This is a genomic window from Nostoc parmelioides FACHB-3921, assembly GCF_014696625.1.
GTDB classification, from domain to species: Bacteria; Cyanobacteriota; Cyanobacteriia; order Cyanobacteriales; family Nostocaceae; genus Trichormus; species Trichormus parmelioides.
Map to the genome: position 1 here is coordinate 56,438 of NZ_JACJQL010000009.1, position 22,392 is coordinate 78,829.

Genomic DNA, 22,392 nt, shown 5'->3' on the forward strand with positions numbered 1-22,392 from the left:
CTTGCGTTGCTTGGTTTCTGACAACTAACTTATAGCTCATGCGTCGCTTTGTGTTGCTGTAATATTTTCATCTAAAACCGCATAACGCAAATTTTCCCAATATTTTGGTGTTACTTCCTGAGTATGCGAGTTAATACCTTGAAGTAACAGCATTTCTAACTTTGCTTGCGCCTTACGTTTTTTGTCTTGCTGCATCAAGTCTAGAAAATACTCGCCGATGCTGTTGTAAGTAAGTACCTGCCATTAATTGTGCCTCGACATAAACGCGCATCTCATCAGGGATATCAATATTGATATTCATTAGCTTTTAACGATAACTACATCTATTATTTTAGCGTGCAAGCCTTCATTCAACCTACAAATGAACATTTGGTGAAAAGGAATAAATTTATTGAACACCACTAACCACCGATAGACCAAAAATTAGATAATATGAATTTAGTAAAATTGCCTCATTCTAAAATAATTTTTTTATGCCAGTTTTTTCTGATTGCGACTTTAGTAATCGCCTGCAATAGTACAGTAATTAATACACCTACAAATACCAATAATAACGCCTGTATTCAAAACTATAACCCCAACCAAGATTACTTCCCCAATAAAATCAAAATCACCCATGCCAGAGGTTTGGCGGTAGAGTATCACAAACATTACAAAGTAATTACCATCAAAAACCCTTGGCAAAATGCTAAAACTCAGTTTCAATATGTTTTAGTCCAATGCGGAACTCCCACACCCCAAGGATTTAAGCAGGCACAAGTAATTACAGTTCCCATTAACTCTATAGTTTCTTTATCAACTACACATTTACCCCATTTAGCTAAATTAGGTGTAGTTGATAAATTAATTGGAGTGAGTAATATTAAACAAGTCAATACACCTGAAGTAGTTGAGAGAATTAAAGCGGCAAATATTACCCAAATCGGCAATAATTCCAATGTAGATATTGAAAAATTATTAGAATTAAATCCCGACTTAGTAACAACCTTCGGCACAGGTAATTCCCAAGCTGATAGTTATAGCAAACTCACAGAGGCTGGGTTAAAGGTGGGGATAAATGCTGAATATATGGAAGATACGCCACTGGGGAGAAGTGAATGGTTAAAATTTACGGCTTTGTTTTTCAATCAAGAAGCCAAAGCAGAAAAGATATTTAATGAAATTGCGAATAAATATACACAAATAGCCGCAAAAGCTCAATCTGTGAAAAACCGTCCAAGTGTATTTGTAGGTTTTAACTTTAAAGGTACTTGGTTTATGCCGGCTGGTAATAGTTATGTTGCTAAATATCTCGCTGATGCTGGAGGAAATTATCTTTGGAGTGATGATAAATCTACTGGTAGTTTACCACTTTCTTTTGAAGTGGTTTTAGAACGTGCGTCTAATGCTGATTATTGGTTGAATTTTAGCCAAGCTTGGCAAAGTGTCAAGGATTTAATCTCAGAAGATAATCGCTATGCTGATTTTCAAGCGGTGAAAACAGGCAATCTTTATAATAACAATGGGCGTGTGAATGCGAATGGTGGTAATGATTACTGGGAAGGGGGAATTAGTAACCCTGATATTGTGCTTGCAGATTTAATTAAAATCCTGCATCCTGAAATATTACCGAAGCATCAATTGTTTTATTATCGTAAATTTAGCAAATAATGTTACTTAAATATTTGCCGTCTAACCTATTAATACTCTTTAAATCTACTTCTATCAGAACTTTAGTATTTTTGCTGTTAATTATCGGGTTTATTGTTGCATTTTTGCTGGATTTGGCTTTAGGTTCTGTCTCGATTCCGATTCAGGAAGTTATCAGTATTTTACTGGGACAAGAACCTGAAAAAGCGACTTGGGCAAATATTATTCTGAAATTTAGACTTCCGAAAGCGTTGACTGCAACTTTAGCGGGTGCGGCTTTGGGTGTGAGTGGTTTGCAAATGCAAACTCTGTTTAAAAATCCCTTGGCGGGGCCTTTTGTGTTAGGAATTAGTTCTGGTGCGAGTTTGGGTGTAGCTTTGGTGGTGTTAACTGCAAATGTGGCGACACCGACTTTATTAAATGATTTGGGAATTATTACTGATTTTGGGTTGGTGATAGCTGCTAGCCTTGGTGCGGCTGCGGTTTTGGGTTTAATGTTAGTGGTGGCGCGTCGAGTACAAGAGACGATGACGCTGCTAATTTTAGGTTTATTGTTTGGTTACGCTACGAGTGCAATTGTGAGTATTTTGTTGCAATTTAGTTCTAAAGAACGAATTCAAAGTTATATTATGTGGACTTTTGGTAGCTTCGCTGGGGTGACTTGGAAACAGTTAATTGTGTTGATTCCGGTGATAGTTTGCAGTTTATTGGTGGCGGTGTTGCAATCGAAATCTTTAAATGCGCTGTTGTTGGGGGAAGCTTACGCGCGGAGTTTGGGTTTAACTGTGGAGAAAGCTAGGTTTTCTATTATTAGTAGTGCTTCTATTTTAGCAGGTGGAATTACGGCTTTTTGCGGGCCGATCGCATTTTTGGGTGTGGCTATTCCTCATCTGTGTCGCAGTCTGTTTATGACTTCTGATCATCGGATTTTAATCCCTGGGGTGATGATTATGGGGGGAATATTAGCTTTGGTGGCTGATTTATTTTCCCAAATGGCGGTGAGTCAGATGGTTTTACCTTTAAATGCGATTACGGCTTTGATTGGAACTCCTGTTGTCACTTGGGTAATTCTGCGGCGTAATTCCCAAAAATCTTTCCCGTCATGAGTAATCCAATTTTAACAACTCAAAATTTGACTATCGGTTATCAAACATCCAGCAAAAATGTACGGTGTGTGGCGAGGGATATTTCCGTATGTCTGGAAGCTGGGGAATTGGTGTGTTTACTTGGCCCGAATGGTGCGGGTAAGTCTACATTACTGCGATCGCTTGCCGGAATGCAATCACCTATTGCGGGTGAGGTGCGGCTTTTGGGTGATGATATCTATAAGTTAGCACCGTCGGATTTAGCCAAGCGGTTGAGTTTGGTGTTGACGGAAAGGGTGGATGTGGGTATGTTATCAGCCTATACTCTGGTGAGTTTGGGACGACATCCTTATACTGACTGGTGGGGAAAATTAACGCCGGAAGATGAAGCGATTATACATTGGGCGATAAAATCTGTAGGTGCGTTACATTTAGCTGCGCGTCAAGTTAGGGAATTGAGTGATGGTGAACGTCAAAAAATTATGATTGCGCGTGCTTTGGCGCAGTCGCCGATGGTGATGTTATTGGATGAACCCACTGCATTTTTAGATTTACCACGACGGGTGGAAATTATGCAATTGTTGCGTCAGTTAGCAAGGGAAACTCAGCAAGCAATTTTACTTTCTACTCACGATTTAGATTTAGCTTTGCGGCTGGCTGACCAAGTTTGGTTATTAACATCTGAGGGCATTTTACAGGTTGGTGCGCCGGAAGATTTGGTGTTAAGTGGTGCTTTTGCTAATACTTTCCGCAGTGAAGGTGTGGAATTTGATATATTTTCTGGTGAGTTTAATTTACATACACCAGTCAGGGGAGAAGTTCATATTGTCGAGGATGGTATTGCTTCGATGTGGACTATTCGGGCTTTAAAACGTGCAGGATTTCAAGTTATTAAAAGTAAAAATGACTTATCAATTTTAATAGAACTAATATCGAATCAAAAACAATTATTGTGGAAAATTACTAACAGCCGGAGTGTAAATATTTATAATTCACTGTACGATGTAATTAAATATTTAAATTTATTATAGCGATCGCTGCTATGGGAATCCGGTTTGATTTCTGAAAACGGCTGCGCGGGTTCTCCTTACGGGGAGATAAACGGTGCAAATCGAGAGACGCTGTGTAAGACCATTATCTGGTTTAGTCCCGAATATTCCTGTGATATACCCAACGTGCTAAAAACCATTACAATCGTTCACTCATCCCGACATTTCCTTGTAAACCACCCGTGTGAATCATTAAGATGCGATGACCTATGGTCGGTCGGAGACCATCGCCTTTTGTAAAATATCTTTGCTTTAACAAGTCCATGACACCGTAAAACATTTTCGCGGTATACACGTAATCAAGGGGTACGCCATAGCTTTGGGTAAACTGGTGGCTGAAGAGTATGAGGTCATCTTTCACCTTGGCATAACCGCCAAAATGGTAATCGCAAACTAATTCCCAAGATGCAGGAGAACTAGATGAAATGGGCAACCCCGCCGCGACATAATTATTCATAAACTGAGTAATTTCCTCTGCTAGAAAACCCCCATTTTTTAAGACAGGAAAACCGATCACGCGTTGCTTCGGTTCCAGTGACAAAGCAATACCTGCTAAGGTAGTAGCTGTACCACAAGCTACACACACAATATCAAATACTTGTGTTGTCGCACTTATTATTTCTAAACAACCGCGCACACCATTCAAATTACTACCACCTTCAGGAATGATAAATACCTCACCAAAGCGTTTCCTTAAGTCTGCGTGTAATGTGGTGCTGTTTCGTTGTCCATAGGTTTCCCTGTTCACATAGACAAGCTGCATGCCTTGTTGCGTTGCAAAACTTAGCGTGGGATTTAAGGGTAAGGTTTCTTCCCCACGAATTACACCAATAGTCTGGAATCCTAAAAGATTACCTGCTGCGGCGGTAGCAAAGATGTGATTAGAATATGCACCACCAAAGGTGAGTAATTTTGTATAACCTTTCTCCTTAGCTTCTAAGAGATTGTATTTCAGCTTGTACCATTTGTTACCGTTTACCCACGGGTGCATTAAATCAAGGCGTAATACATTAATTTCTACGCCAGCGTTATTAGCAATCTCACTATTGATTTTTTGTACTGGAGGAGGAACAAAGGTCAATGACATCGATGAATTCTAGGGAGAGTGATAAGGTATTGTGCTTTTAAGTTGCATAATCCATCGTAAGGTTTGTTGACTGTTTACCGTTCACAGTTAACAGCCCTTGTTAGTAGTTATGCAATTTAGGCGCGCATTAGCTTATCAATGATTAACATTGATTATTTTCAATGCTAATGCAATTTCAGTGAATAATAAATTTTACTAATAAATAGCTTCAGAAATTGGCATTTTACCAAATAGGATTCTCAGTTCAATATAAGAAGAAGAATATTTAACACTTAATCATAATTTCTTGGGAGAAAACCTATGGTTGCACTCACCGAAGATACACAAGCTAATGCCAACATAGGACGTTTGACAGTGCAAACTGTGGAAATTGGGGCTGAAACAACTGCTATTCGCTGTCTCGATTGGGATCGAGAACGTTTCGATATTGAATTTGGCTTACGTAACGGCACTACATATAACTCTTTCTTAATTCAAGGTGAAAAAATTGCTTTAGTTGACACCTCACACCGCAAATTTGAGAAACTCTATCTAGAGATAGTTGGCGGATTAATCGACCCAAATCAAATCGAATATTTGATTATTAGTCACACAGAGCCAGACCATAGCGGCTTAGTGAAAGATATTTTGCAATTAGCTCCTAATATCACTATTGTTGGGGCTAAAGTCGCAATTCAATTTTTAGAAAATATGGTTCACCAACCATTCAAATCCCTACAGGTGAAAAGTGGAGAACGCTTAGATTTAGGTAATGGTCACAGCTTGGAATTCGTCTCTGCACCTAATTTACATTGGCCAGATACGATTTTGACCTATGACCACAAAACAGGAATTCTCTACACCTGTGATGTGTTTGGGATGCACTATTGCGATGATCAGACTTATGATGAAAATTTCTTCGCCATTGAAGAAGATTTTAAATATTACTATGATTGTCTGATGGGGCCGAATGCACGGTCTGTATTAGCAGCTTTAAAACGCATTGAAAACTTAGCAATTAAAACAGTAGCTACAGGACACGGGCCTCTACTACAAGTGCATATTAGCGAATGGTTAGGCAGGTATAAAAACTGGAGTTTAGAACAAGCTAAAACAGAGACATTAGTTGCTTTGTTTTATGCTGAAGATTATGGCTATAGTGAACATTTAGTACATATTCTGGGGCATGGATGTACTAAAACAGGTGTGGCGGTAGAATTAATGGACTTAAATACTGCTGAACTACAAGAAGTAAGAGAATTAGTTACTCAAGCATCTGGCTTAGTCATCGCCATGCCATCACAATATTCACTGACAGCCCAAGCAGCTTTAAATACTATTTTGGCGGCTGTACATCATAAACAGGCCATAGGCTTATTAGAGTCTGGTGGAGGAGAAGATGAACCTGTTTTTCCCTTACGAAATAAGTTTCAAGAATTGGGATTAGTTGAAGCTTTCCCCCCAATTTTAATTAAAGAAGCTCCCACACAAACTACAGAACAACTTTGTGAAGAAGCTGGTACAGATATAGGGCAATGGTTAACACGCGATCGCACCATCAAACAAATCAAATCCATCAATACTGACTTAGAGAAAGCTTTAGGACGGATTAGCACCGGCTTATACATCATCACTACCAAAAAAGGAGAAATTCAAGGTGCCATGTTCGCCTCATGGGTGACACAAGCTAGCCTCAATCCTTTGGGAGTAGCCATTGCCGTCTCCAAAGAACGCGCCATTGAATCCTTAATGCAGGTAGGCGATCGCTTTGTTTTGAATGTTCTGGAAGAAGATAACTATCAAGGATTGATGAAACATTTCCTCAAACGCTTTGCCCCTGGTGCAGACCGCTTTGCAGGCATCAAAACCTACCCAGCCACCGACGGTTCCCCCATTCTTGCAGAATCCCTAGCTTACACAGAATGCGAAATCACCAGCCGTATGGACTGTGGCGACCATTGGATTATCTACAGCATTGTTCAAGTCGGCAGAGTTGCCAACGTCCATGCCATGACAGCCGTTCATCATCGCAAAGTTGGTAATCATTACTAATTAAGCACTGGGGACTGAGGAATAGAGATTGAGAGCAGGGGAGGCAGGGGGAGCAGGGGAGGCAGGGGTAGAAATTCTCAGTACCCAATCCCCAATCCCTAGTCCCCAATCCCCAATCCCCAATCCCCAGCCCCCAATCTCCAATCCAAAGCAAAAGTAAAAAGAAAAAATCTTTTACCTTTTTACTTTTTACTTTTTACTTTTTTCTCCCCAATCCCATGTACAAACCTGTAGAAGATAGCCCAATTTCCGTGTACGAAATCAATCGGGGTCGGATTGTCCGCACCTTAGAATTGATTCAAGATGTGATTGTGATTTCCTTATGTATCGGTTTATTTAGCTTCATGGCTATTCAGGTGTGGGATATGTTCCTTTCCCTGCTTCCACCTTTAGATTTCCATGTTGTCACTGCCGATATTTTGTTTCTGCTGATTTTAGTCGAGTTATTCCGACTGCTGATTATCTACCTCCAAGAACAACGCATATCTATAGGTGTGGCGGTAGAAGTTTCTATTGTCTCCGCGTTGCGAGAAGTCATTGTTAAAGGTGTACTAGAAACTAATTGGAGTCAAGTTTTAGCAACTTGTGCCTTTTTATTAGTTTTGGGAATATTGCTGGTTCTGCGAGTTTGGCTACCACCCACGTTTGAAGGGATTGATCCAGAACAACAAATAGCCAAGCGCTATCAAAAAATGCAGGTAAACGGACGAGATTAGCTAGATACCCGACTTCATTCAATAAGTCGGGTATCTAATCACCCACCAATCTTTAAAGGAGAATTAAATATGACTATTGCAACTTCCAGCCGTCCCAGAGATGTACAAGTAGCGGATATTGGTGAACATACACTGATTTTGCGATCGCGCACTTGGGAGCGTTTAAAATTTGAAGTTGAGTATTCCCGCCAACGGGGAACTACGGCAAATTCCTATCTTATCCAAGCTGATAAAAAAGCCTTAATTGACCCTCCTGGTGAATCTTTTACGGCAATTTACTTAGAACAACTAGCTCAATATCTCGATTTCACCACTCTGGATTACATCATTCTCGGTCATGTCAACCCCAACCGCCGAGTTACCCTACAAGAATTACTCTCCAAAGCACCACAAGCTACTTTAATTTGTTCTCGTCCTGCGGCTAACGCCTTGAAAACGGCTTTTCCTGAATGGGAATCTCGCATTCAAGCGGTACGCTTTGAAGATATTCTCGACTTAGGACAAGGACATCAACTCACATTTGTCACCGCGCCTACTCCCCGTTGGCCGGATGGTTTGTTTACCTACGACTCAGCCACGAAGATTCTCTACACAGACAAGTTTTTTGGCGCTCATATCTGCGAAGATACTTTATTGGATGAAGACTGGAAAAAATTAGACGCGGAACGCCATTATTACTTTGACTGTCTCCACGCACCCCAAGCCAAACAAGTTGAAGCAGCTTTAGATAAAGTAGTCATGCTGGGGGCTAGATGTTATGCGCCTGGTCATGGCCCGGTGGTGCGTTATAGCCTTAGTCGTTTTACTTATGATTACCGTCAATGGTGTCAAGGACAGAAATCTCAAGACTTAAGTGTGGCGCTGCTTTATACTTCCGCTTATGGCAATACTGGCATTTTAGCGAATGCGATCGCTCAAGGTTTGGTGCAAAACGATGTTAATGTCCAATCCGTCAACTGTGAACTTGCAGATACGGCAGAAATTACCCGCATTGTGGAAGCTTGTGATGGCATAATTATCGGTTCCCCCACCTTAGGCGGTCATGCACCAACACAAATTCAAACAGCCTTAGGTATAGTCCTCTCAACGGCGGCAAAAACTAAGTTAGCTGGGGTGTTTGGTTCCTACGGCTGGAGTGGCGAAGCCATAGATTTAATTGAAAGTAAGCTCAAAGATGCCAATTACCGTTTAGGCTTTGACACCATTCGAGTCCGCTTTAGTCCTACCCCAGAAATTCTGCAACAGTGTCAAGCCGCAGGTGCAACTTTTGCCCAAACTTTAAAGAAAAACAAAAAATTACGTACTCCTCGCCAAGTAATTCCCGAAGCCAAAATAGACCGTACTGAACAAGCAGTAGGCAGAATTATTGGTTCACTATGTGTAGTGACAACCCGTGACCAAGAAAGCCACAAAGGTATCTTAACTTCTTGGGTATCTCAAGCAACCTTTAATACACCAGGAATTATGATGGCGATCGCTCAAGAACAGAATGCAGATTTAATGAGTCATATTGGTGATCAATTTGTCTTGAATATCCTCAAAGAAGGCAGAAATGTCCGACGCTATTTTTCCCGTCAAAGTACATTAGGCGATAATCCCTTTGCGAATCTAGAAACCAAAACTGCTGATAATGGTTGTTTAGTTCTCACCGAAGCACTAGCTTACCTGGAATGTACTGTCAAAAATCAACTTGAATGCGGCGACAGACTGTTAATTTATGCTGTGGTAGATAAAGGAGAAGTGTTAGCTAATGACGGTGTAACCGCCGTTGAACATCGCAAATCAGGTAGTCATTAGAATTAGGGCTTATGCAAGTCTCATAATCAAACTAACTGTAGGGTGCGTCAGACTCAATAATTTCGTACAAATTCAGGAATTTTCCACATCTGACGCACCCTACCATTGTGCCAGTTGCGTAAATCCTGAGAATAAAGAAATCTTGTCTGAAAGGTTTTACAACAGAATTATATTTTAAGCGCCTAACGCACCGCCACATAACAAGGTGCGTTAGGCTACGTAAGTTTTTATATTAAGTTAAGTGGCATGATAGTACTGTGACAAATGGGAATTAAAATTTTCCAACGCACAAGCACGCCAAGTCATAACTCTCCGCGCACCTTTGCTCCAACCTTTGCGTCACTCTGCGTTAAAAAAAGGATCTAAACTGATGACGATCAAAAACTTGGATGTCCTCATTAACTCCCTAGAAGGTATTGAAACTATCACTGAACCCAATCAAGTAGCAAAATTATCCCAGGACTACCATACCTTTAGCCCCGTACTTGTCCCGAAACTAGCAGGCAAAGTTGGTGATATTGTAGTCCGCCCCGCCAATGAACAAGAAGTCATCAAAGTTGCTGCTATTTGTGCAGAACATCGCGTACCTGTAACTGTCAGAGGCGCGGGAACTGGAAACTATGGGCAGTGCGTACCTCTGCATGGAGGTGTCATTTTAGACATGACGAAATTACAAGAAATCCTGTGGGTAAAACCAGGTGTAGCTAGGGTAGAAGCTGGGGTGAAATTAGCAGCCTTAGATAAAAAAGCACGAGAAATTGGCTGGGAAATGCGGATGGCACCTTCTACCTATCGTACGGCTACAATTGGGGGATTTATTGCAGGTGGTAGCGGTGGTATTGGTTCAGTGCAATATGGTTTATTAGGCGATCGCGGTAATCTTTTAGGATTGCGAGTTGTCACCTTAGAAACAGAACCCCGTGTCATTGAGTTACGTGGCGACGATGTGCAGAAGGTAAACCATGCTTGGGGAATTAACGGCATTATCACACAAGTAGAAATTCCTCTGGGGCCTGCCTATCCTTGGGCTGAAGTAATCGTCACCTTCGACGACTTCATCACAGCAGCCAAGTTTGGACAAACTTTAGCTAATGCTGATGGCATGATTAAAAAGCTCGTCACTATCTTTGCATCACCAATTCCTCAATACTTCCACCCGCTACAGCCATACATCCCTAAAGATACTCACCCAGCTTTTCTGATAGTTGCCGAACCCAGTTTAGAATCGTTACCTGGGTTAGTCCAGCAATATAGCGGACAAATCACCTACCAAAAACCAGCCCAAGAAGCAGGTAAAGGATTAAATCTAGCTGAATTTACTTGGAATCACACTACTTTACACGCCCGGAATGTAGACACTTCCCTTACATATTTACAAAGCATTATTCCTGCGGATAAAGGCTTGGAATTAGTCGCGGATCTACATCATTACTTTGGTGATGAAGTAATGGTTCATTTAGAATTTATTCGCGTTAATGGTGTGGTAGTACCTGCGGCTTTACAACTTGTACGCTACTCCACAGAAGAACGCCTAAATGAAATTATCCGCTACCACGAAGCTAAAGGCGTATTTATTGCCAATCCCCACACATATATTATTGAAGACGGCGGCAGGAAAGTTATTGACCCTGAGCAGTTAAAATTTAAGGAAATTGTTGACCCCTACGGCTTAATGAATCCTGGCAAAAGTAAAGTATTGCAATTTTCATAAATTCATAAAGTTATTTTTAAGAATCTTCATTCATTAAAAAAGGGAAATTGTGTCAGTGCTTTAGTAGTTAAATGGCGAGTCAGTGCGCTGTCAATGACTTCCACCATCTCTCTCAGCGCAATTGCACAAAATGATAAAGTCTAGGCGATAGAATAAAATGCCTCTATGACAGTATTAAAATCAAAAACCAAGGGTTCTAAAAAGTCGGTGCAGGATTCACAGGCAGAAACTCCGAGCCTGAGCATCAAAGAACGACTAGCCCAAAAACGCAAAGCGGCCCAAGCACGAAAGGAACTCATTAGCACACTGAGTACTGTTACCTTTATTAGCCTTTTTGTCGGACTGGCTGTGTTTTTAGTAGCTGGAATTCAGACAGCTGTTCCCCTTGTCTTAGGGATTATTATCATGTCCCTTTGCTACAAATATCCTCGTGTGGGACTTATCGCGTTCTTAATATACGTCCCAGCTGGTGGTACTATCACTTACTACATCGGTAACAGTCCAATTCTGCAATTAGCAAAAGATGCGTTCTACTTTCCAGCCCTAATTGCCATTTGGCAAGCTTGCCGTAAGCAAAAATTACCTTTAATTGTTCCCCCAGCGATTAGAACACCCTTATTTATTCTATTAGGTTTGTGTCTTTTGACACTGCTTTTTGTCAATGGCGCACAACAGTTCAACCCTCCTGATCTTGGCCCATTAAAACAAGCCAGCACTGAAATACCTTTAGGTATGGGTCTTTTGGGGCTAAAAGTGCTTTTAGGCTATTTACCTCTGATGGGTTGTGTTTACTACTTAATGAAAGATAAAAAGGACTTTTTGTTCATATCACGCTTACAAGTCAGCCTGATTTTGATATGTGGCGCTCTAGGTATAGTGCAGTATCTTTTGCTATTAACAGGTGTATGTGAAGGTACTAGATATGCTGAAGGAAATGCTTTATTTAGAGCAACATTAGAAGCACGTTGTTATATTGGTGGTTCTTTAGTATACAGTCCTAGCCAGGGCATGATTAGACTGCCAGGAACCTTTGTAGCTCCTTGGCAGTGGGCATGGTTTTTAATTTCTAGTACTTTTCTGGCTTTCGCCACAGGTTTTTCTGATCCTTCCATCATTTGGCGGTTCATTAGTTTAGGTTCTATGGCGACTGTATTTATCAATGCAGTTGTCTCTGGACAAAGAATTGCTTTGGTTTTAGTACCCGTCTGTTTTGTCATTCTGCTCGTACTTACAGGTCAAATCGGTAACCTGAAACGCTTTATTCCTATTGGTGCAGGTCTAGCGGCTCTATTGGCGATCGCTATGGCTAGTAACCCGGCGGTTGTAGAAGAACGGGTCAATAGTTTGGCAAGTCGTTGGGAAGCATCACCGCCCCAGGAATTTATTGTCCAGCAATTTGAAGACACCTTGAGAAGTACAGGTAATCCTCTAGGTAATGGTCTGGGTCGAGCTACTAACTCCGCTCGTACTTTGGGTTCAACTCGGTTGATCGAGACTTATTACCCTAAACTCCTGTACGAAGTCGGTTTCGCGGGTACGTTTGGTTTCTTAGCATTAGTGACTGCCATAACAATTGCTGGTCACAAAGCCTATCGCTCAATCAAAGACCGTAATTTACGTACTTATGCGGCTGCTATGTGGGTGTTTATATTGTTTATTAGCTATAACACTTACTACTATCCTTTAGACGTTGACCCAGTAGCTGTATATTACTGGTTTTTCGCCGGTATATTGTTTAAATTGCCTGTTATAGACAAACAGGAAAAGGAAAATGCTGACCCTAAACAAAAAAACAAGAAAAAGCGTCCACAATTAAAACTTTTATAGACTACACTCTCAGTAGATGGGAGATAAATATCACAAGGTTGTTTATGGCAGACTATTGTCTAAGCCAACAAATTTAAACCAGGTAGAAATTCGTTATGGGTAATTTGCCTTTAATTAGCGTAGTCATACCAACCTATGGGCGAGAGGAAATCCTCAGGGATAGCATTATCGATGTCTTAAATCAGGATTATCCCAATTATGAAGTTTTGGTAGTAGACCAGTCGCCAAAACACAAACCAGAAATCGAAACTTACTTAGAAGAAGTAGCCGCAGCAGGTAAAGTTAAGTGGTTTCGTCTAGATTGGGCTAGTTTACCAGGCGCACGTAATTATGCTATAAGGCGAGCCTCTGGAGAAATAGTTTTATTTATTGATGATGATGTCAAATTGAAGCCCGGATTTTTAGCAGCCCATGCAAAAAATTACGTACAAAATCCCGATGTAGGTGCTGTAGCGGGCAGGGTATTTGACAGAATGAAATTAGGTGATTCTGGGGGAAATTTAGAGATTGAATATCTCCCACCTGAAGCGATGGATCCAGGAGTCGCTTGGTATCATATTGACCTAGTACATACAATCAAGCCCCAGCAAGTATTGACCGCTAGGGGTTGTAATATGTCTTTTCGTCGAGAGATTTTTACTAAGTATGGACTCAGGTTTGATGAAAGATTTCGCGGTAGTGCAGTCCGTGAGGAGTCAGATTTTTGTTTAAGGTTGCGGCAGACAGGGTATAAAATTTGGTATGACCCAGAGGCAGATTTAATCCACTTAGGGGAAGAAACAGGGGGTTGTCATGATATTAGTATGCGATCGCTCCAATATCAATTCACTTTCTATCACAATCATTTCCTCTTAGGATTGAAAAATCTCAATTTTAGCCAAGCTTTACGCCTATACGCCCGTTTATTTGATTGTCACGTCCTTGGTCGTCCCCCTTGTCACAAAAGCGGTTCTCCGATCAAAATTATTACCCGTGGCATATTCTATATCTTAGGTTTTTTCAGAGCCTTAGGGAGTGTTATTCAATCAAATTGGAATGATGGTCAAATTTACAGCCGTCTGGATAAACAATCAGTAGTCAATGATCATTAGTCATTAGTAAATGACAACTGACAACTGACAACTGACAACTAACAACTAACAAATACTTATGAAAATTTTAGTTGCCAGTCATACTTATATTGTAGACCTTAACTGTGAAAAACTAAGGGCTTTATCTCAATTAGAACCGGGGATTGAAGTCACAGTTGTAGTTCCTAAAACCTGGAAACCTGGTGGCGTTCAAAATAAAATTATTGAAACCCAGTACCGTGATGAAGGTACTTTTAAGATAGTTCCTGTTTCTAACTTTAGTCAAAATCATCAAGGTCTACTGACTTTTGGGGCTGATTTAATATCCTTACTAAGGCAATTTCGCCCCCAAGTTATTCAAGTAGAACAAGGTTCTAGGAGTCTTGCATACACTCAAATGATTGCCTTGAATCAATTATTAAATCTAAAGGCAAAAAATATCTTTTTTACTTGGTGGAATCTACCTTACGAGTTAAAATTACCCATTGCTTTATTAGAAAAATATAACCTTAACAACAGCCACGGCATTATTTCTGGTAATCAAGATGGCGCTGAGGTTTTACGACAACGGGGATATCAAGGAAAAATTAAAGTTATGCCTCAATTAGGTGTAGATGAAACTTTATTTACACCTCAAGCACAACCAGAATTAGCGGCTAAGTTAGGCATCAAATCCGGTGAATTTGTGATTGGCTTCGTGGGGCGATTTGTGCCAGAAAAGGGTTTGCTCACACTCTTGCAAGCATTAACTAAATTACCTCTAGATAAAACTTGGAAGTTACTATTATTAGGCCGTGGCACCTTACAAGAAGAGTTGATTAAAATTGCCGCAGAAAATCATATCCAAGATAGGGTGATTCTTATAGAAAGTGTCCCTCATAATGAAGTTGCCAACTATATTAATTTAATGAGTACTTTAGTTTTACCCTCAGAAACGACTTATAACTTTAAAACCTTAACTTCTGTTGGGTGGAAAGAACAATTCGGTCATGTGTTAATTGAGGCGATGGCTTGTCAAGTTCCCGTAATTGGTTCTGATTCCGGCGAAATACCCCATGTCATCGGGGATGCTGGTTTAGTCTTCCCTGAAGGCGATGTTCAAGCATTGGCTAATTGCTTATTGCAACTTATTGAACAACCAGATTTAACTAAAGAACTGGGTGCAAGAGGTTATCAAAAAGCTATGGTTAAATATACCAATAAAGCTTTAGCAAAAGAGCAATTTGAGTTTTATCAAGAATTGGTCAATGGTCAATAGTCAATAGTCAATAGTCAATGGTCATTGGCAACTGACAACTAAGAACTAACAACTGACAACTGTCAACTAATGAAAATTTTACAAATTGTCCCATCTATTTCTTTGATTTATGGCGGCCCTAGTCAAATGGTATTGGGACTATCACCAGCGTTAGTAAAAGCAGGTGCAGAAGTTACAATCATTACCACTGATAGCAATGGTGATAGTGGTCAAAAACCTTTAGATGTGCCTTTGAATGTTCCTATAAAACAAGATGGTTATGAAATAATATATTTTCGCTGTTCTCCGTTTCGACGTTATAAATTTTCTTTAGACTTACTCAATTGGTTAAAAATTCACGCCCATGAGTATGATATTGCCCATATCCATGCTTTATTTTCTCCTGTGAGTAGTGCGGCAGCTACTATATGTCGCCAACAAAAGTTACCCTATATTTTGCGCCCTTTAGGTACTCTTGACCCGGCTGATTTACAGAAGAAAAAGCAATTGAAAAAGCTATATGTAGAAATTATCGAACGGCGTAATTTAGCTGGTGCAGCAGCAATTCATTTCACTAGTGAACAAGAAGCGAAAGTGTCAGCTAGATTTGGAGTAGCTACGCGCGATTTAGTGATTCCGTTGGGCGTTATCCCCCCACAGAAAAAATCAGACAATGCTTTAATTAATCAGTTGGGGATTCCAGAGAATATACCGTTAATATTATTTATGTCGCGGATTGACCCAAAAAAAGGATTAAATTTATTAATCCCTGCGTTAGAGAAGCTATTAGCGATTGGGAATAACTTTCATTTTGTCTTAGCGGGAACAAACCCCCAAGACCCAGACTATGAACAGCAAATAAAAGACCAAATTACTCACTCATCACTGCGATCGCACACTACTATTACAGGGTTTGTCACTGGTGAGTTAAAAGCTAGTTTACTACAAGCAGCTGATTTATTTGTCCTACCTTCATACTACGAAAACTTTGGTATTGCGGTCGCTGAAGCAATGGTAGCAGGTGTACCGGTCATTATTTCCGACCAAGTGCATATTTGGCAACAGGTGCGAGATAGTGAATCAGGCTGGGTGGGGACAACAGAGGTAGAATCACTAGTAGAACTATTACAACAAGCATTGCAAAATCCCCAAGAATGCCAACGCCGAGGACTAAACGCCCAAAATTACGCCTTACAAAATTTTAGCTGGGATGCGATCGCCCAGCAAATGATCCAAGCCTACCAAACGATTATTAAAACTTGAGTAGGGTGCAGAGGAAGCAGGGGTGCAGAGGAGCAGGGTTACAGGGGAGAAGGGGGAGCAAAGAAGAATAACTATGGACTGTTGACTAATGACTAATGACCAATGACTAATGACCAATGACCAATTAATTCGCCCTTTCCCATAATCGTTGCATTTCTGTAATCATCTCAGCCGTGGGAGGCGGTAGTGTTTCCACCGTTGGTTTCACTTCAGCACCGGGAATATTTTGATTCCAAGGACTTTGAGGCACAGATTTTAAATCAACAGCATTATTCACCGGACGGAAACCATACTCAACTAATATTGCTTGTTGTGCTGGTTGCGTCACAAAGTCGAGAAACTTCTTGGCTGCATTCGCAGTTCCTGAGTCAACATCTCGGCGAACAATTGCGGCTGTGGCTGTGGATTCAATGGATGGGTTTAAATAATATATTTGATAAGGTCTACCGTTATTCGTACTTGACTGTTGCCAACGATAAAGGGCGACACTTTCATAGACTGTAGCTACATCAGCGTCATTGGGGCCTCTGGTAATAAATTCTTGCAAGAGAATATCTGTAGACCGTGGTGGCTGATAAACGGATTTTTTCACTAAACCAAACAACGACTGCACAGATGGATTATTGAAACTATTGCTATTTACCTGTGTACCTAATTTTGATTTTGTCCACAGATTTAAAGTTACCTGACCACTGTTAGAACGGGTGGGGTCTGTGGTGACAAAATCAAAGCTACCCCAATCCTTATTACCACCGATTTTTTCCCAGTTACTAGCTAGCATCGCTTGTTCAACTTTTTGCCATTGAAAGCGTCCATCAGGAAACAGGACTTTGCCACGTTCAGGCCAAGCAATACCTACTAATATGGTTTTGGCGATGGGTCGGGGAGAGTCGTAAAATGGGGCAGTATTGTTAGTGGCACGCAGGCGATCGCTTAATTCTGTTAAAATTTCTCCATTAGCAGGAATTAAAACGGTAGGTTGAAAATCATTTTTTTGGTCAACAAATTTGTTAACCATATCTTGGGAACCTTGAAACTTTAGTTCTAATTGAATATCTGGATTTTCCTGCTCAAATTTTGCTGCTAGCTGTTGTAATGGTTCCTGTAATTCTGTACCACTAATAATAATGACAGTTTGCTGTAACCCAGGAATAGGGGTATAAGTTAAAATTAATGATGCAGCAATAATTCCGGCTGATGTATAAACTTGGGAAGACTTTGACTTTTGAGTAGCCATAAAGTTACTTTTTCATCCCGGTTATTTAATCTTATTTACGAACTAACAATTCCAGATTTTCTGATAGACTACTAAGCTCATCACTTAGTAATATCATGCCATTAATTTGCTCAGAATCATGTAAATCTGAGGTACGAATTTTTGTTTGCAATCGCTGCAATAAACCAGCCACATCTTGAATTAAAGTAGAAATATTAATGATTCTAGCAAGGCGAGTATCTTCACCTTCTTTAGCTAATTTGATATTACGTTGTAGGCTATCTGCAAGTTGCTGCCAATGTTGTTTAGCGACACCGGAACTAGATGGCAGTTTTTGTTTAACTTCCTGCAATTGTTTCTGGAGTGATTCAACTGAAAGTAGAGAATTATCACCGTTGATATTCCATACCAGAGTATCAATTTTACCTGGAAGTTCCACAGCGCGATCGCAATTCGTTTGCAAACCTGCCAAAAGTTCGATTTGAAAAGAATCTGTTAGCAATTTCTTAGCCTCTAAACGCAAGTCATTTGCTTGATTTGCCAATACTAAAGCTGACATTTTCACAGAATTTATTTCTCTTTCCAACTCTGGATTATCTAATGTTAAAGATGGCGACTCACGGGATTTTAAAAAACTAGCCCCAGCCATAGTAATACCCGCCGCCACAGGTAACATAACTGGACTAGGCAAGCTTCCCAAACGCACGCCCACAAATAAACTCACACCCCCAACCAACACAGCCACCGGATAATACAACGGGTTTACTAACTTGAACATAAAATCAACCTCAAAAACACTCCGAGTAACTCCGCGCCTACCTCAGCGCCCCTCCGCGTTTAAAACTCCACCTGTAAATCTGCCATCAACCGCGAAATTGTCTCCGGATCACCTTTAGAATAATAACCTCCATTCAACTCAGCAATCTTCTTCAAAGCATCAGGATTAAACTCACCTTCCTTACCATAACCAACGGTAAAAAAGCCGATTCTCTGGTCAGTAGAAAAACCACTTTTTTGTAACTCCGTTGATAGATCATCCAAGGATATTTGTGAACCAGAATCTTCCCCATCAGTTAATATTAAAACTGCATTAATCGCTCCTTCACGACGATTTTTTTGTAACCAATTCCGCGCCTCAATAGCAGCATCATATAATCTTGTACTGCCATCAGCTCTAAGACCACTAATGAACTGCACACCGCGATCGCGTCCTTGGGGAGTACCATCTACTAAGACAGGCTCTCTAATTTCTGAATCAAAATCGACTAGAGCAATTTGTTCTTTTTTGCCCAAATTCTTAATATAATTTTGCAAAGTATTTTGTACGGCTGGTAACTTGTTACCCTCCATCGACCCGGAAGAATCCACTACCACCACCACTAACGATGGTTTTTTAGAAGCCTCCTGCCAAGATTTCAACATTGCATCTACCACCTTTGGTTTTGGTGGACGCAGAGAATCATACTTAGCCTGTGCTACCACACCAAACTCAGGAGAAAACTTTGCACCTAACGCTACTCCTGGGGTTCCTGGACGCAGACCTAAATCTGTGGCAATTTTTTGAGTATCAGGCGATCGCCAATAAGTGATAAACTTTTCTGCACCAGCCTTCTCATCAGCACTCACCCAAGGCGCATTCGGCACAATTGCCCGCATATTAGAAGTAAAAGTTGTCTTAGGATAAACTGCCTGATAACGCTGCTGTCCTGATTGCAAGCCAGAATTAGCCGTAATTACACTAGACTCATACACAGAACCCACAGAAGCCCAAAATGGCCCATTTTTCACCATCGCTTGGGCGAGAGAATTAGTAGAAACCCCGTAGCGAGTAATCTTACTTTGAATTTGCTGAATTTGCGGCTGAAACCTCTGCACATCAGCAACAGTCAACTCCTCTGGACGTTTACCCGATACACTGACATATTGAGCGACCAAGGTTTGTAACCCAGAATTAGAACGAGTCGGCGCAGTGTGGACATAGTTAACAGTTAAAGCTGGTGCGCTTGAGTCGATATCTTTGTGCGTTTTCGCAGTCACCAAAGCTTGATAAGGGTCAGCTACCTTCCTCAAACCCTCGGCCACATCTGGCTGCGCCATAAATACCATTGGTGTGTTCGCTATTAACTCGGCATCGGTAATTTCTGGAATATAATTTTGCCCTGGATACAATTGGTTAATGCGGTAAATTAGCTGACTATGATATATATCCCCATCCAAAGAAATAATCGTGGGTAATTCCGGCGCATCTGCTGATAAAGTACCATTTTTCAATTGAGTAGCAGAATTAACTACCTGGGTGACTACATCACCGCTACCCTGCGCTTCACAACTTACCCGAAATGCTGTCCCATTATCTAATTTCGGCTGAGTCGCATTAAAATTTTTTGCGGCTTGGGTACAAAAATCACCCAATGCACTACCCACCAGAAGTTTAACTTTCAAACCCGTAAAATTATCATCAGAGTTGGTATTACCATTACAAGCGGTTAGTAACAGTACACCAAAGGCTGCTGTCAAACGCTTAATTGACCAAGACCCTTTGAAAATCATGTATTTATGAGGGAATGGGGAATGGGGAAAAAACTGCTTTAATTTTTACTTATGTTTTGTAAAAGTCAAATGAGTATCAAACATCACTGACTTTAGATGATTACATTCCTCTACAAACCACAAACTCTACACAGACAATTCCAGAAAAGGTATCAAATTATTTTTTTCATTGTGCAGAAAAAACAAATACATCCCATTTGTGCAATAATCAAAAACCGTGAGTTATCGTTCCTTATCTGAAATAGACTTTTAGCTGCGAAAAAGTTAAAATTTTTGTTACAAAGCACTAAAAGCCGATGGGGAAACCGATGTTGTGTAATGACAACACGGTAAAATACATAAGCCTTACTTAACTACAGGGAATCTTATATGGCTCTCCGTCTTGGTGATACAGTACCCAACTTTACACAAGCGTCTACACATGGCGACATAGATTTTTACACATGGGCTGGTGATAGCTGGGTTGTGCTGTTTTCTCACCCTGCTGACTATACACCAGTTTGTACAACTGAATTAGGTACAGTTGCCAAACTCAAACCAGAATTTGACAAGCGTAACGTGAAAGCGATCGCCCTCAGCGTTGATGATGTAGAATCTCACAATGGCTGGGTAGGCGACATTGAAGAAACTCAAAGCACCACACTCAACTACCCCATTTTGGCAGACGCAGATCGTAAAGTTTCCGACCTTTACGACATGATTCACCCCAACGCCAACGCAGCCGTCACAGTACGTTCCGTATTTGTGATTGATCCCAACAAAAAACTGCGTCTTTCCTTCACCTACCCCCCCAGCACCGGACGCAACTTTGATGAACTGTTGCGGGTAATCGATTCACTACAACTCACCGATAACTACAGCGTTGCTACCCCAGCCGACTGGAAAGATGGTGATGATTGTGTAATTGTACCTTCTCTCAAAGACCCAGAAGTATTGAAAGAGAAATTCCCCAAAGGCTACCAAGAAATTAAACCCTACTTACGGATGACTCCTCAGCCTAATAAGTAATGAGTGCTGAGTGAAAATAAATACTCAATATTGAGTAGTTAAATTTTTAAGTCAATTTGTTTACAAGACGCAAAGATAAAGCTTTGCGTTTTTTTGTATTTACGTAAAAATGGAAAATAAAGTCAGATGTTGAACTATGATGCTGTCATCTTCCCTTGTGATCCAAATGCCGCCATCAATGCAAATGACAGATGAACAATTCTTTGATTTCTGTCAAGTAAATCGAGATTTACGAATTGAAATGAATCAATTTGGAGAAATATCAATTATGCCACCTACTGGTTCAGAGACAGGGTATCGAGGAGGTAATATATTCGGACAGTTATGGGTGTGGTCAGAAAAAGATGGTACAGGTATTTGTTTTGACTCCAGTACAGGCTTTACATTATCCACGGGTGCAAAACGCTCTCCAGATGCTTCCTGGATGAAATTAGAGCGGTGGAATGCTTTATCATCGGAACAACAACAGAAATTCGCTCCCATTTGTCCTGATTTTGTCATTGAACTGCGATCGCCTAGTGATAATATCCAACCCCTAAAAGATAAAATGGCAGAATATATGCAAGAGCCAGGGGTACAGTTAGGTTTTTTGATTGACCGCAAACATCGCCAAGTTTATATTTATCGTCCTGGTCAATCAGAAGAATGTTTAGAAAACCCTGATGTAGTGAGTGCAGACCCAAATTTACCCGGATTTACCCTGAAGATGTCTAAAATTTGGTAATTATCCAGAAAACTCTTTATACCCCTATACCCCTCTTTTTATAAGTTTTGTGAGATTACAAGCAATATAAACAATTGCTAGAGAGGATTTATCATTTATAGCCAGAGCCAGATAGATTAGGACATCAAGCTAAGATAAAAAACTGACAATAAAAGGCTTTCAAATCTGTCAACAGACAACAGTCAACCGTCAACAGCTATAAAAGTAACAGAATTGCCTCAAGAATTTGCCAAATATTTGCATCATATCATCCGCTACAGCTTTTCGTGAAGTTGATGCAAAATGCGATCGCCCTGCCAAAATCGCCGTCAAGTCGATTTACAAACAAGCAGGCACAAACATCCATTGCTAATACAGAAACTCACTCAGTCAAATTCAGGAAAACACTGGAA

At 40.6% G+C, this 22,392-nt stretch carries 20 protein-coding genes; 14 read left to right on the forward strand and 6 right to left on the reverse strand.

What is annotated here, in order from left to right; genetic code table 11:
• Positions 1–36: 36 nt before the first annotated feature.
• Positions 37–195 carry a hypothetical protein gene (locus H6G14_RS33525; RefSeq protein WP_242053386.1) on the reverse strand — a complete coding sequence of 53 codons (159 nt, stop codon included), beginning with the start codon at positions 193–195 and terminating at the stop codon, positions 37–39.
• The gene (locus H6G14_RS33995) at positions 173–301 is read right to left on the reverse strand and encodes a hypothetical protein (RefSeq protein WP_277884307.1); all 129 of its coding nucleotides are present in this window, start codon (positions 299–301) and stop codon (positions 173–175) included. Before H6G14_RS33995 ends, H6G14_RS33525 begins: the two co-directional genes overlap by 23 nt.
• Positions 302–432: 131 nt before the next feature.
• Between H6G14_RS33995 and H6G14_RS08605 the strand changes: the two genes are divergently transcribed.
• The 3 genes from H6G14_RS08605 to H6G14_RS08615 are packed head-to-tail and all read left to right on the forward strand — an operon-like array spanning position 433 to position 3,745.
• Complete coding sequence (locus tag H6G14_RS08605; protein ID WP_190566847.1) at positions 433–1,650, forward strand: ABC transporter substrate-binding protein; 1,218 nt, start codon at positions 433–435, stop codon at positions 1,648–1,650.
• On the forward strand, positions 1,650–2,735 hold the full coding sequence (locus H6G14_RS08610) for an iron ABC transporter permease (protein ID WP_190566849.1): 1,086 nt from the start codon (positions 1,650–1,652) through the stop codon (positions 2,733–2,735). The genes H6G14_RS08605 and H6G14_RS08610 overlap by 1 nt, the downstream gene beginning before the upstream one ends.
• The gene (locus H6G14_RS08615; RefSeq protein WP_190566852.1) at positions 2,732–3,745 is read left to right on the forward strand and encodes an ABC transporter ATP-binding protein; all 1,014 of its coding nucleotides are present in this window, start codon (positions 2,732–2,734) and stop codon (positions 3,743–3,745) included. Before H6G14_RS08610 ends, H6G14_RS08615 begins: the two co-directional genes overlap by 4 nt.
• 157 nt (positions 3,746–3,902) lie before the next feature.
• Here H6G14_RS08615 and H6G14_RS08620 read toward each other — a convergent pair whose 3' ends face one another.
• Positions 3,903–4,850, reverse strand: coding sequence for a 1-aminocyclopropane-1-carboxylate deaminase/D-cysteine desulfhydrase (locus H6G14_RS08620; RefSeq protein ID WP_190566854.1), 948 nt, complete (start codon positions 4,848–4,850; stop codon positions 3,903–3,905).
• A 300-nt stretch (positions 4,851–5,150) separates the two neighbouring features.
• Here H6G14_RS08620 and H6G14_RS08625 point away from each other — a divergent pair, with 300 nt between their 5' ends.
• The 8 genes from H6G14_RS08625 to hpsP all read left to right on the forward strand — a co-directional run bounded on the left by H6G14_RS08625 (position 5,151) and on the right by hpsP (position 16,502).
• Entirely contained in the window at positions 5,151–6,881 is a 1,731-nt protein-coding gene (locus H6G14_RS08625; protein WP_190566856.1) for a diflavin flavoprotein, read from the forward strand.
• Between the two features lie 218 nt (positions 6,882–7,099).
• Entirely contained in the window at positions 7,100–7,597 is a 498-nt protein-coding gene (locus tag H6G14_RS08630) for a phosphate-starvation-inducible PsiE family protein (RefSeq protein WP_190566858.1), read from the forward strand.
• Between the two features lie 69 nt (positions 7,598–7,666).
• Complete coding sequence (locus H6G14_RS08635; RefSeq protein WP_190566860.1) at positions 7,667–9,394, forward strand: diflavin flavoprotein; 1,728 nt, start codon at positions 7,667–7,669, stop codon at positions 9,392–9,394.
• A gap of 370 nt (positions 9,395–9,764) precedes the next feature.
• Positions 9,765–11,105, forward strand: coding sequence for an FAD-binding oxidoreductase (locus H6G14_RS08640; protein ID WP_190566862.1), 1,341 nt, complete (start codon positions 9,765–9,767; stop codon positions 11,103–11,105).
• 165 nt (positions 11,106–11,270) lie between these two features.
• The gene (gene hpsL, locus H6G14_RS08645; RefSeq protein WP_190566864.1) at positions 11,271–12,932 is read left to right on the forward strand and encodes a hormogonium polysaccharide biosynthesis protein HpsL; all 1,662 of its coding nucleotides are present in this window, start codon (positions 11,271–11,273) and stop codon (positions 12,930–12,932) included.
• Between the two features lie 95 nt (positions 12,933–13,027).
• Positions 13,028–14,023, forward strand: coding sequence for a hormogonium polysaccharide biosynthesis glycosyltransferase HpsN (gene hpsN, locus H6G14_RS08650; RefSeq protein ID WP_190566866.1), 996 nt, complete (start codon positions 13,028–13,030; stop codon positions 14,021–14,023).
• A gap of 58 nt (positions 14,024–14,081) precedes the next feature.
• Positions 14,082–15,260 carry a hormogonium polysaccharide biosynthesis glycosyltransferase HpsO gene (gene hpsO, locus H6G14_RS08655; protein ID WP_190566868.1) on the forward strand — a complete coding sequence of 393 codons (1,179 nt, stop codon included), beginning with the start codon at positions 14,082–14,084 and terminating at the stop codon, positions 15,258–15,260.
• A gap of 69 nt (positions 15,261–15,329) precedes the next feature.
• On the forward strand, positions 15,330–16,502 hold the full coding sequence (hpsP, locus tag H6G14_RS08660) for a hormogonium polysaccharide biosynthesis glycosyltransferase HpsP (protein ID WP_190566870.1): 1,173 nt from the start codon (positions 15,330–15,332) through the stop codon (positions 16,500–16,502).
• 124 nt (positions 16,503–16,626) lie between these two features.
• Here the strand turns inward: hpsP and H6G14_RS08665 are convergent, their stop codons facing one another.
• From H6G14_RS08665 to H6G14_RS08675, 3 genes are read right to left on the reverse strand one after another with little or no spacing between them, the layout of a single operon-like run.
• Positions 16,627–17,739 carry a substrate-binding domain-containing protein gene (locus H6G14_RS08665; protein ID WP_190566872.1) on the reverse strand — a complete coding sequence of 371 codons (1,113 nt, stop codon included), beginning with the start codon at positions 17,737–17,739 and terminating at the stop codon, positions 16,627–16,629.
• Positions 17,740–17,770: 31 nt separating this feature from the next.
• Complete coding sequence (locus H6G14_RS08670; RefSeq protein WP_190566874.1) at positions 17,771–18,496, reverse strand: hypothetical protein; 726 nt, start codon at positions 18,494–18,496, stop codon at positions 17,771–17,773.
• A gap of 59 nt (positions 18,497–18,555) precedes the next feature.
• Positions 18,556–20,268: a VWA domain-containing protein gene (locus H6G14_RS08675; RefSeq protein ID WP_190566876.1), complete on the reverse strand. Its 1,713-nt coding sequence runs from the start codon at positions 20,266–20,268 to the stop codon at positions 18,556–18,558.
• Positions 20,269–20,637: 369 nt separating this feature from the next.
• Between H6G14_RS08675 and H6G14_RS08680 the strand changes: the two genes are divergently transcribed.
• From H6G14_RS08680 to H6G14_RS34000, 3 genes are all read left to right on the forward strand, one after another.
• Positions 20,638–21,276 carry a peroxiredoxin gene (locus H6G14_RS08680; RefSeq protein ID WP_103136130.1) on the forward strand — a complete coding sequence of 213 codons (639 nt, stop codon included), beginning with the start codon at positions 20,638–20,640 and terminating at the stop codon, positions 21,274–21,276.
• A 139-nt stretch (positions 21,277–21,415) separates the two neighbouring features.
• Positions 21,416–22,000 carry a Uma2 family endonuclease gene (locus tag H6G14_RS08685; RefSeq protein WP_190567007.1) on the forward strand — a complete coding sequence of 195 codons (585 nt, stop codon included), beginning with the start codon at positions 21,416–21,418 and terminating at the stop codon, positions 21,998–22,000.
• A 226-nt stretch (positions 22,001–22,226) separates the two neighbouring features.
• Positions 22,227–22,352, forward strand: coding sequence for a hypothetical protein (locus tag H6G14_RS34000; protein ID WP_277884308.1), 126 nt, complete (start codon positions 22,227–22,229; stop codon positions 22,350–22,352).
• The last annotated feature ends 40 nt before the right edge of the window (positions 22,353–22,392 follow it).

Bases quoted from the DNA above. Each gene is read 5' to 3' on its own strand.
- H6G14_RS33995 (WP_277884307.1), bottom strand. From the start codon at position 301: ATGAATATCAATATTGATATCCCTGATGAGATGCGCGTTTATGTCGAG.
- hpsL (WP_190566864.1), top strand. From the start codon at position 11,271: ATGACAGTATTAAAATCAAAAACCAAGGGTTCTAAAAAGTCGGTGCAG.
- H6G14_RS08680 (WP_103136130.1), top strand. From the start codon at position 20,638: ATGGCTCTCCGTCTTGGTGATACAGTACCCAACTTTACACAAGCGTCT.
- H6G14_RS08615 (WP_190566852.1), top strand. From the start codon at position 2,732: ATGAGTAATCCAATTTTAACAACTCAAAATTTGACTATCGGTTATCAA.
- H6G14_RS08620 (WP_190566854.1), bottom strand. From the start codon at position 4,850: ATGTCATTGACCTTTGTTCCTCCTCCAGTACAAAAAATCAATAGTGAG.
- H6G14_RS33525 (WP_242053386.1), bottom strand. From the start codon at position 195: ATGCAGCAAGACAAAAAACGTAAGGCGCAAGCAAAGTTAGAAATGCTG.
- H6G14_RS08605 (WP_190566847.1), top strand. From the start codon at position 433: ATGAATTTAGTAAAATTGCCTCATTCTAAAATAATTTTTTTATGCCAG.
- H6G14_RS08640 (WP_190566862.1), top strand. From the start codon at position 9,765: ATGACGATCAAAAACTTGGATGTCCTCATTAACTCCCTAGAAGGTATT.
- H6G14_RS08610 (WP_190566849.1), top strand. From the start codon at position 1,650: ATGTTACTTAAATATTTGCCGTCTAACCTATTAATACTCTTTAAATCT.
- H6G14_RS08665 (WP_190566872.1), bottom strand. From the start codon at position 17,739: ATGGCTACTCAAAAGTCAAAGTCTTCCCAAGTTTATACATCAGCCGGA.
- H6G14_RS08630 (WP_190566858.1), top strand. From the start codon at position 7,100: ATGTACAAACCTGTAGAAGATAGCCCAATTTCCGTGTACGAAATCAAT.
- H6G14_RS08635 (WP_190566860.1), top strand. From the start codon at position 7,667: ATGACTATTGCAACTTCCAGCCGTCCCAGAGATGTACAAGTAGCGGAT.
- hpsO (WP_190566868.1), top strand. From the start codon at position 14,082: ATGAAAATTTTAGTTGCCAGTCATACTTATATTGTAGACCTTAACTGT.
- hpsP (WP_190566870.1), top strand. From the start codon at position 15,330: ATGAAAATTTTACAAATTGTCCCATCTATTTCTTTGATTTATGGCGGC.
- H6G14_RS08625 (WP_190566856.1), top strand. From the start codon at position 5,151: ATGGTTGCACTCACCGAAGATACACAAGCTAATGCCAACATAGGACGT.
- H6G14_RS08685 (WP_190567007.1), top strand. From the start codon at position 21,416: ATGCTGTCATCTTCCCTTGTGATCCAAATGCCGCCATCAATGCAAATG.
- H6G14_RS08675 (WP_190566876.1), bottom strand. From the start codon at position 20,268: ATGATTTTCAAAGGGTCTTGGTCAATTAAGCGTTTGACAGCAGCCTTT.
- hpsN (WP_190566866.1), top strand. From the start codon at position 13,028: ATGGGTAATTTGCCTTTAATTAGCGTAGTCATACCAACCTATGGGCGA.
- H6G14_RS08670 (WP_190566874.1), bottom strand. From the start codon at position 18,496: ATGTTCAAGTTAGTAAACCCGTTGTATTATCCGGTGGCTGTGTTGGTT.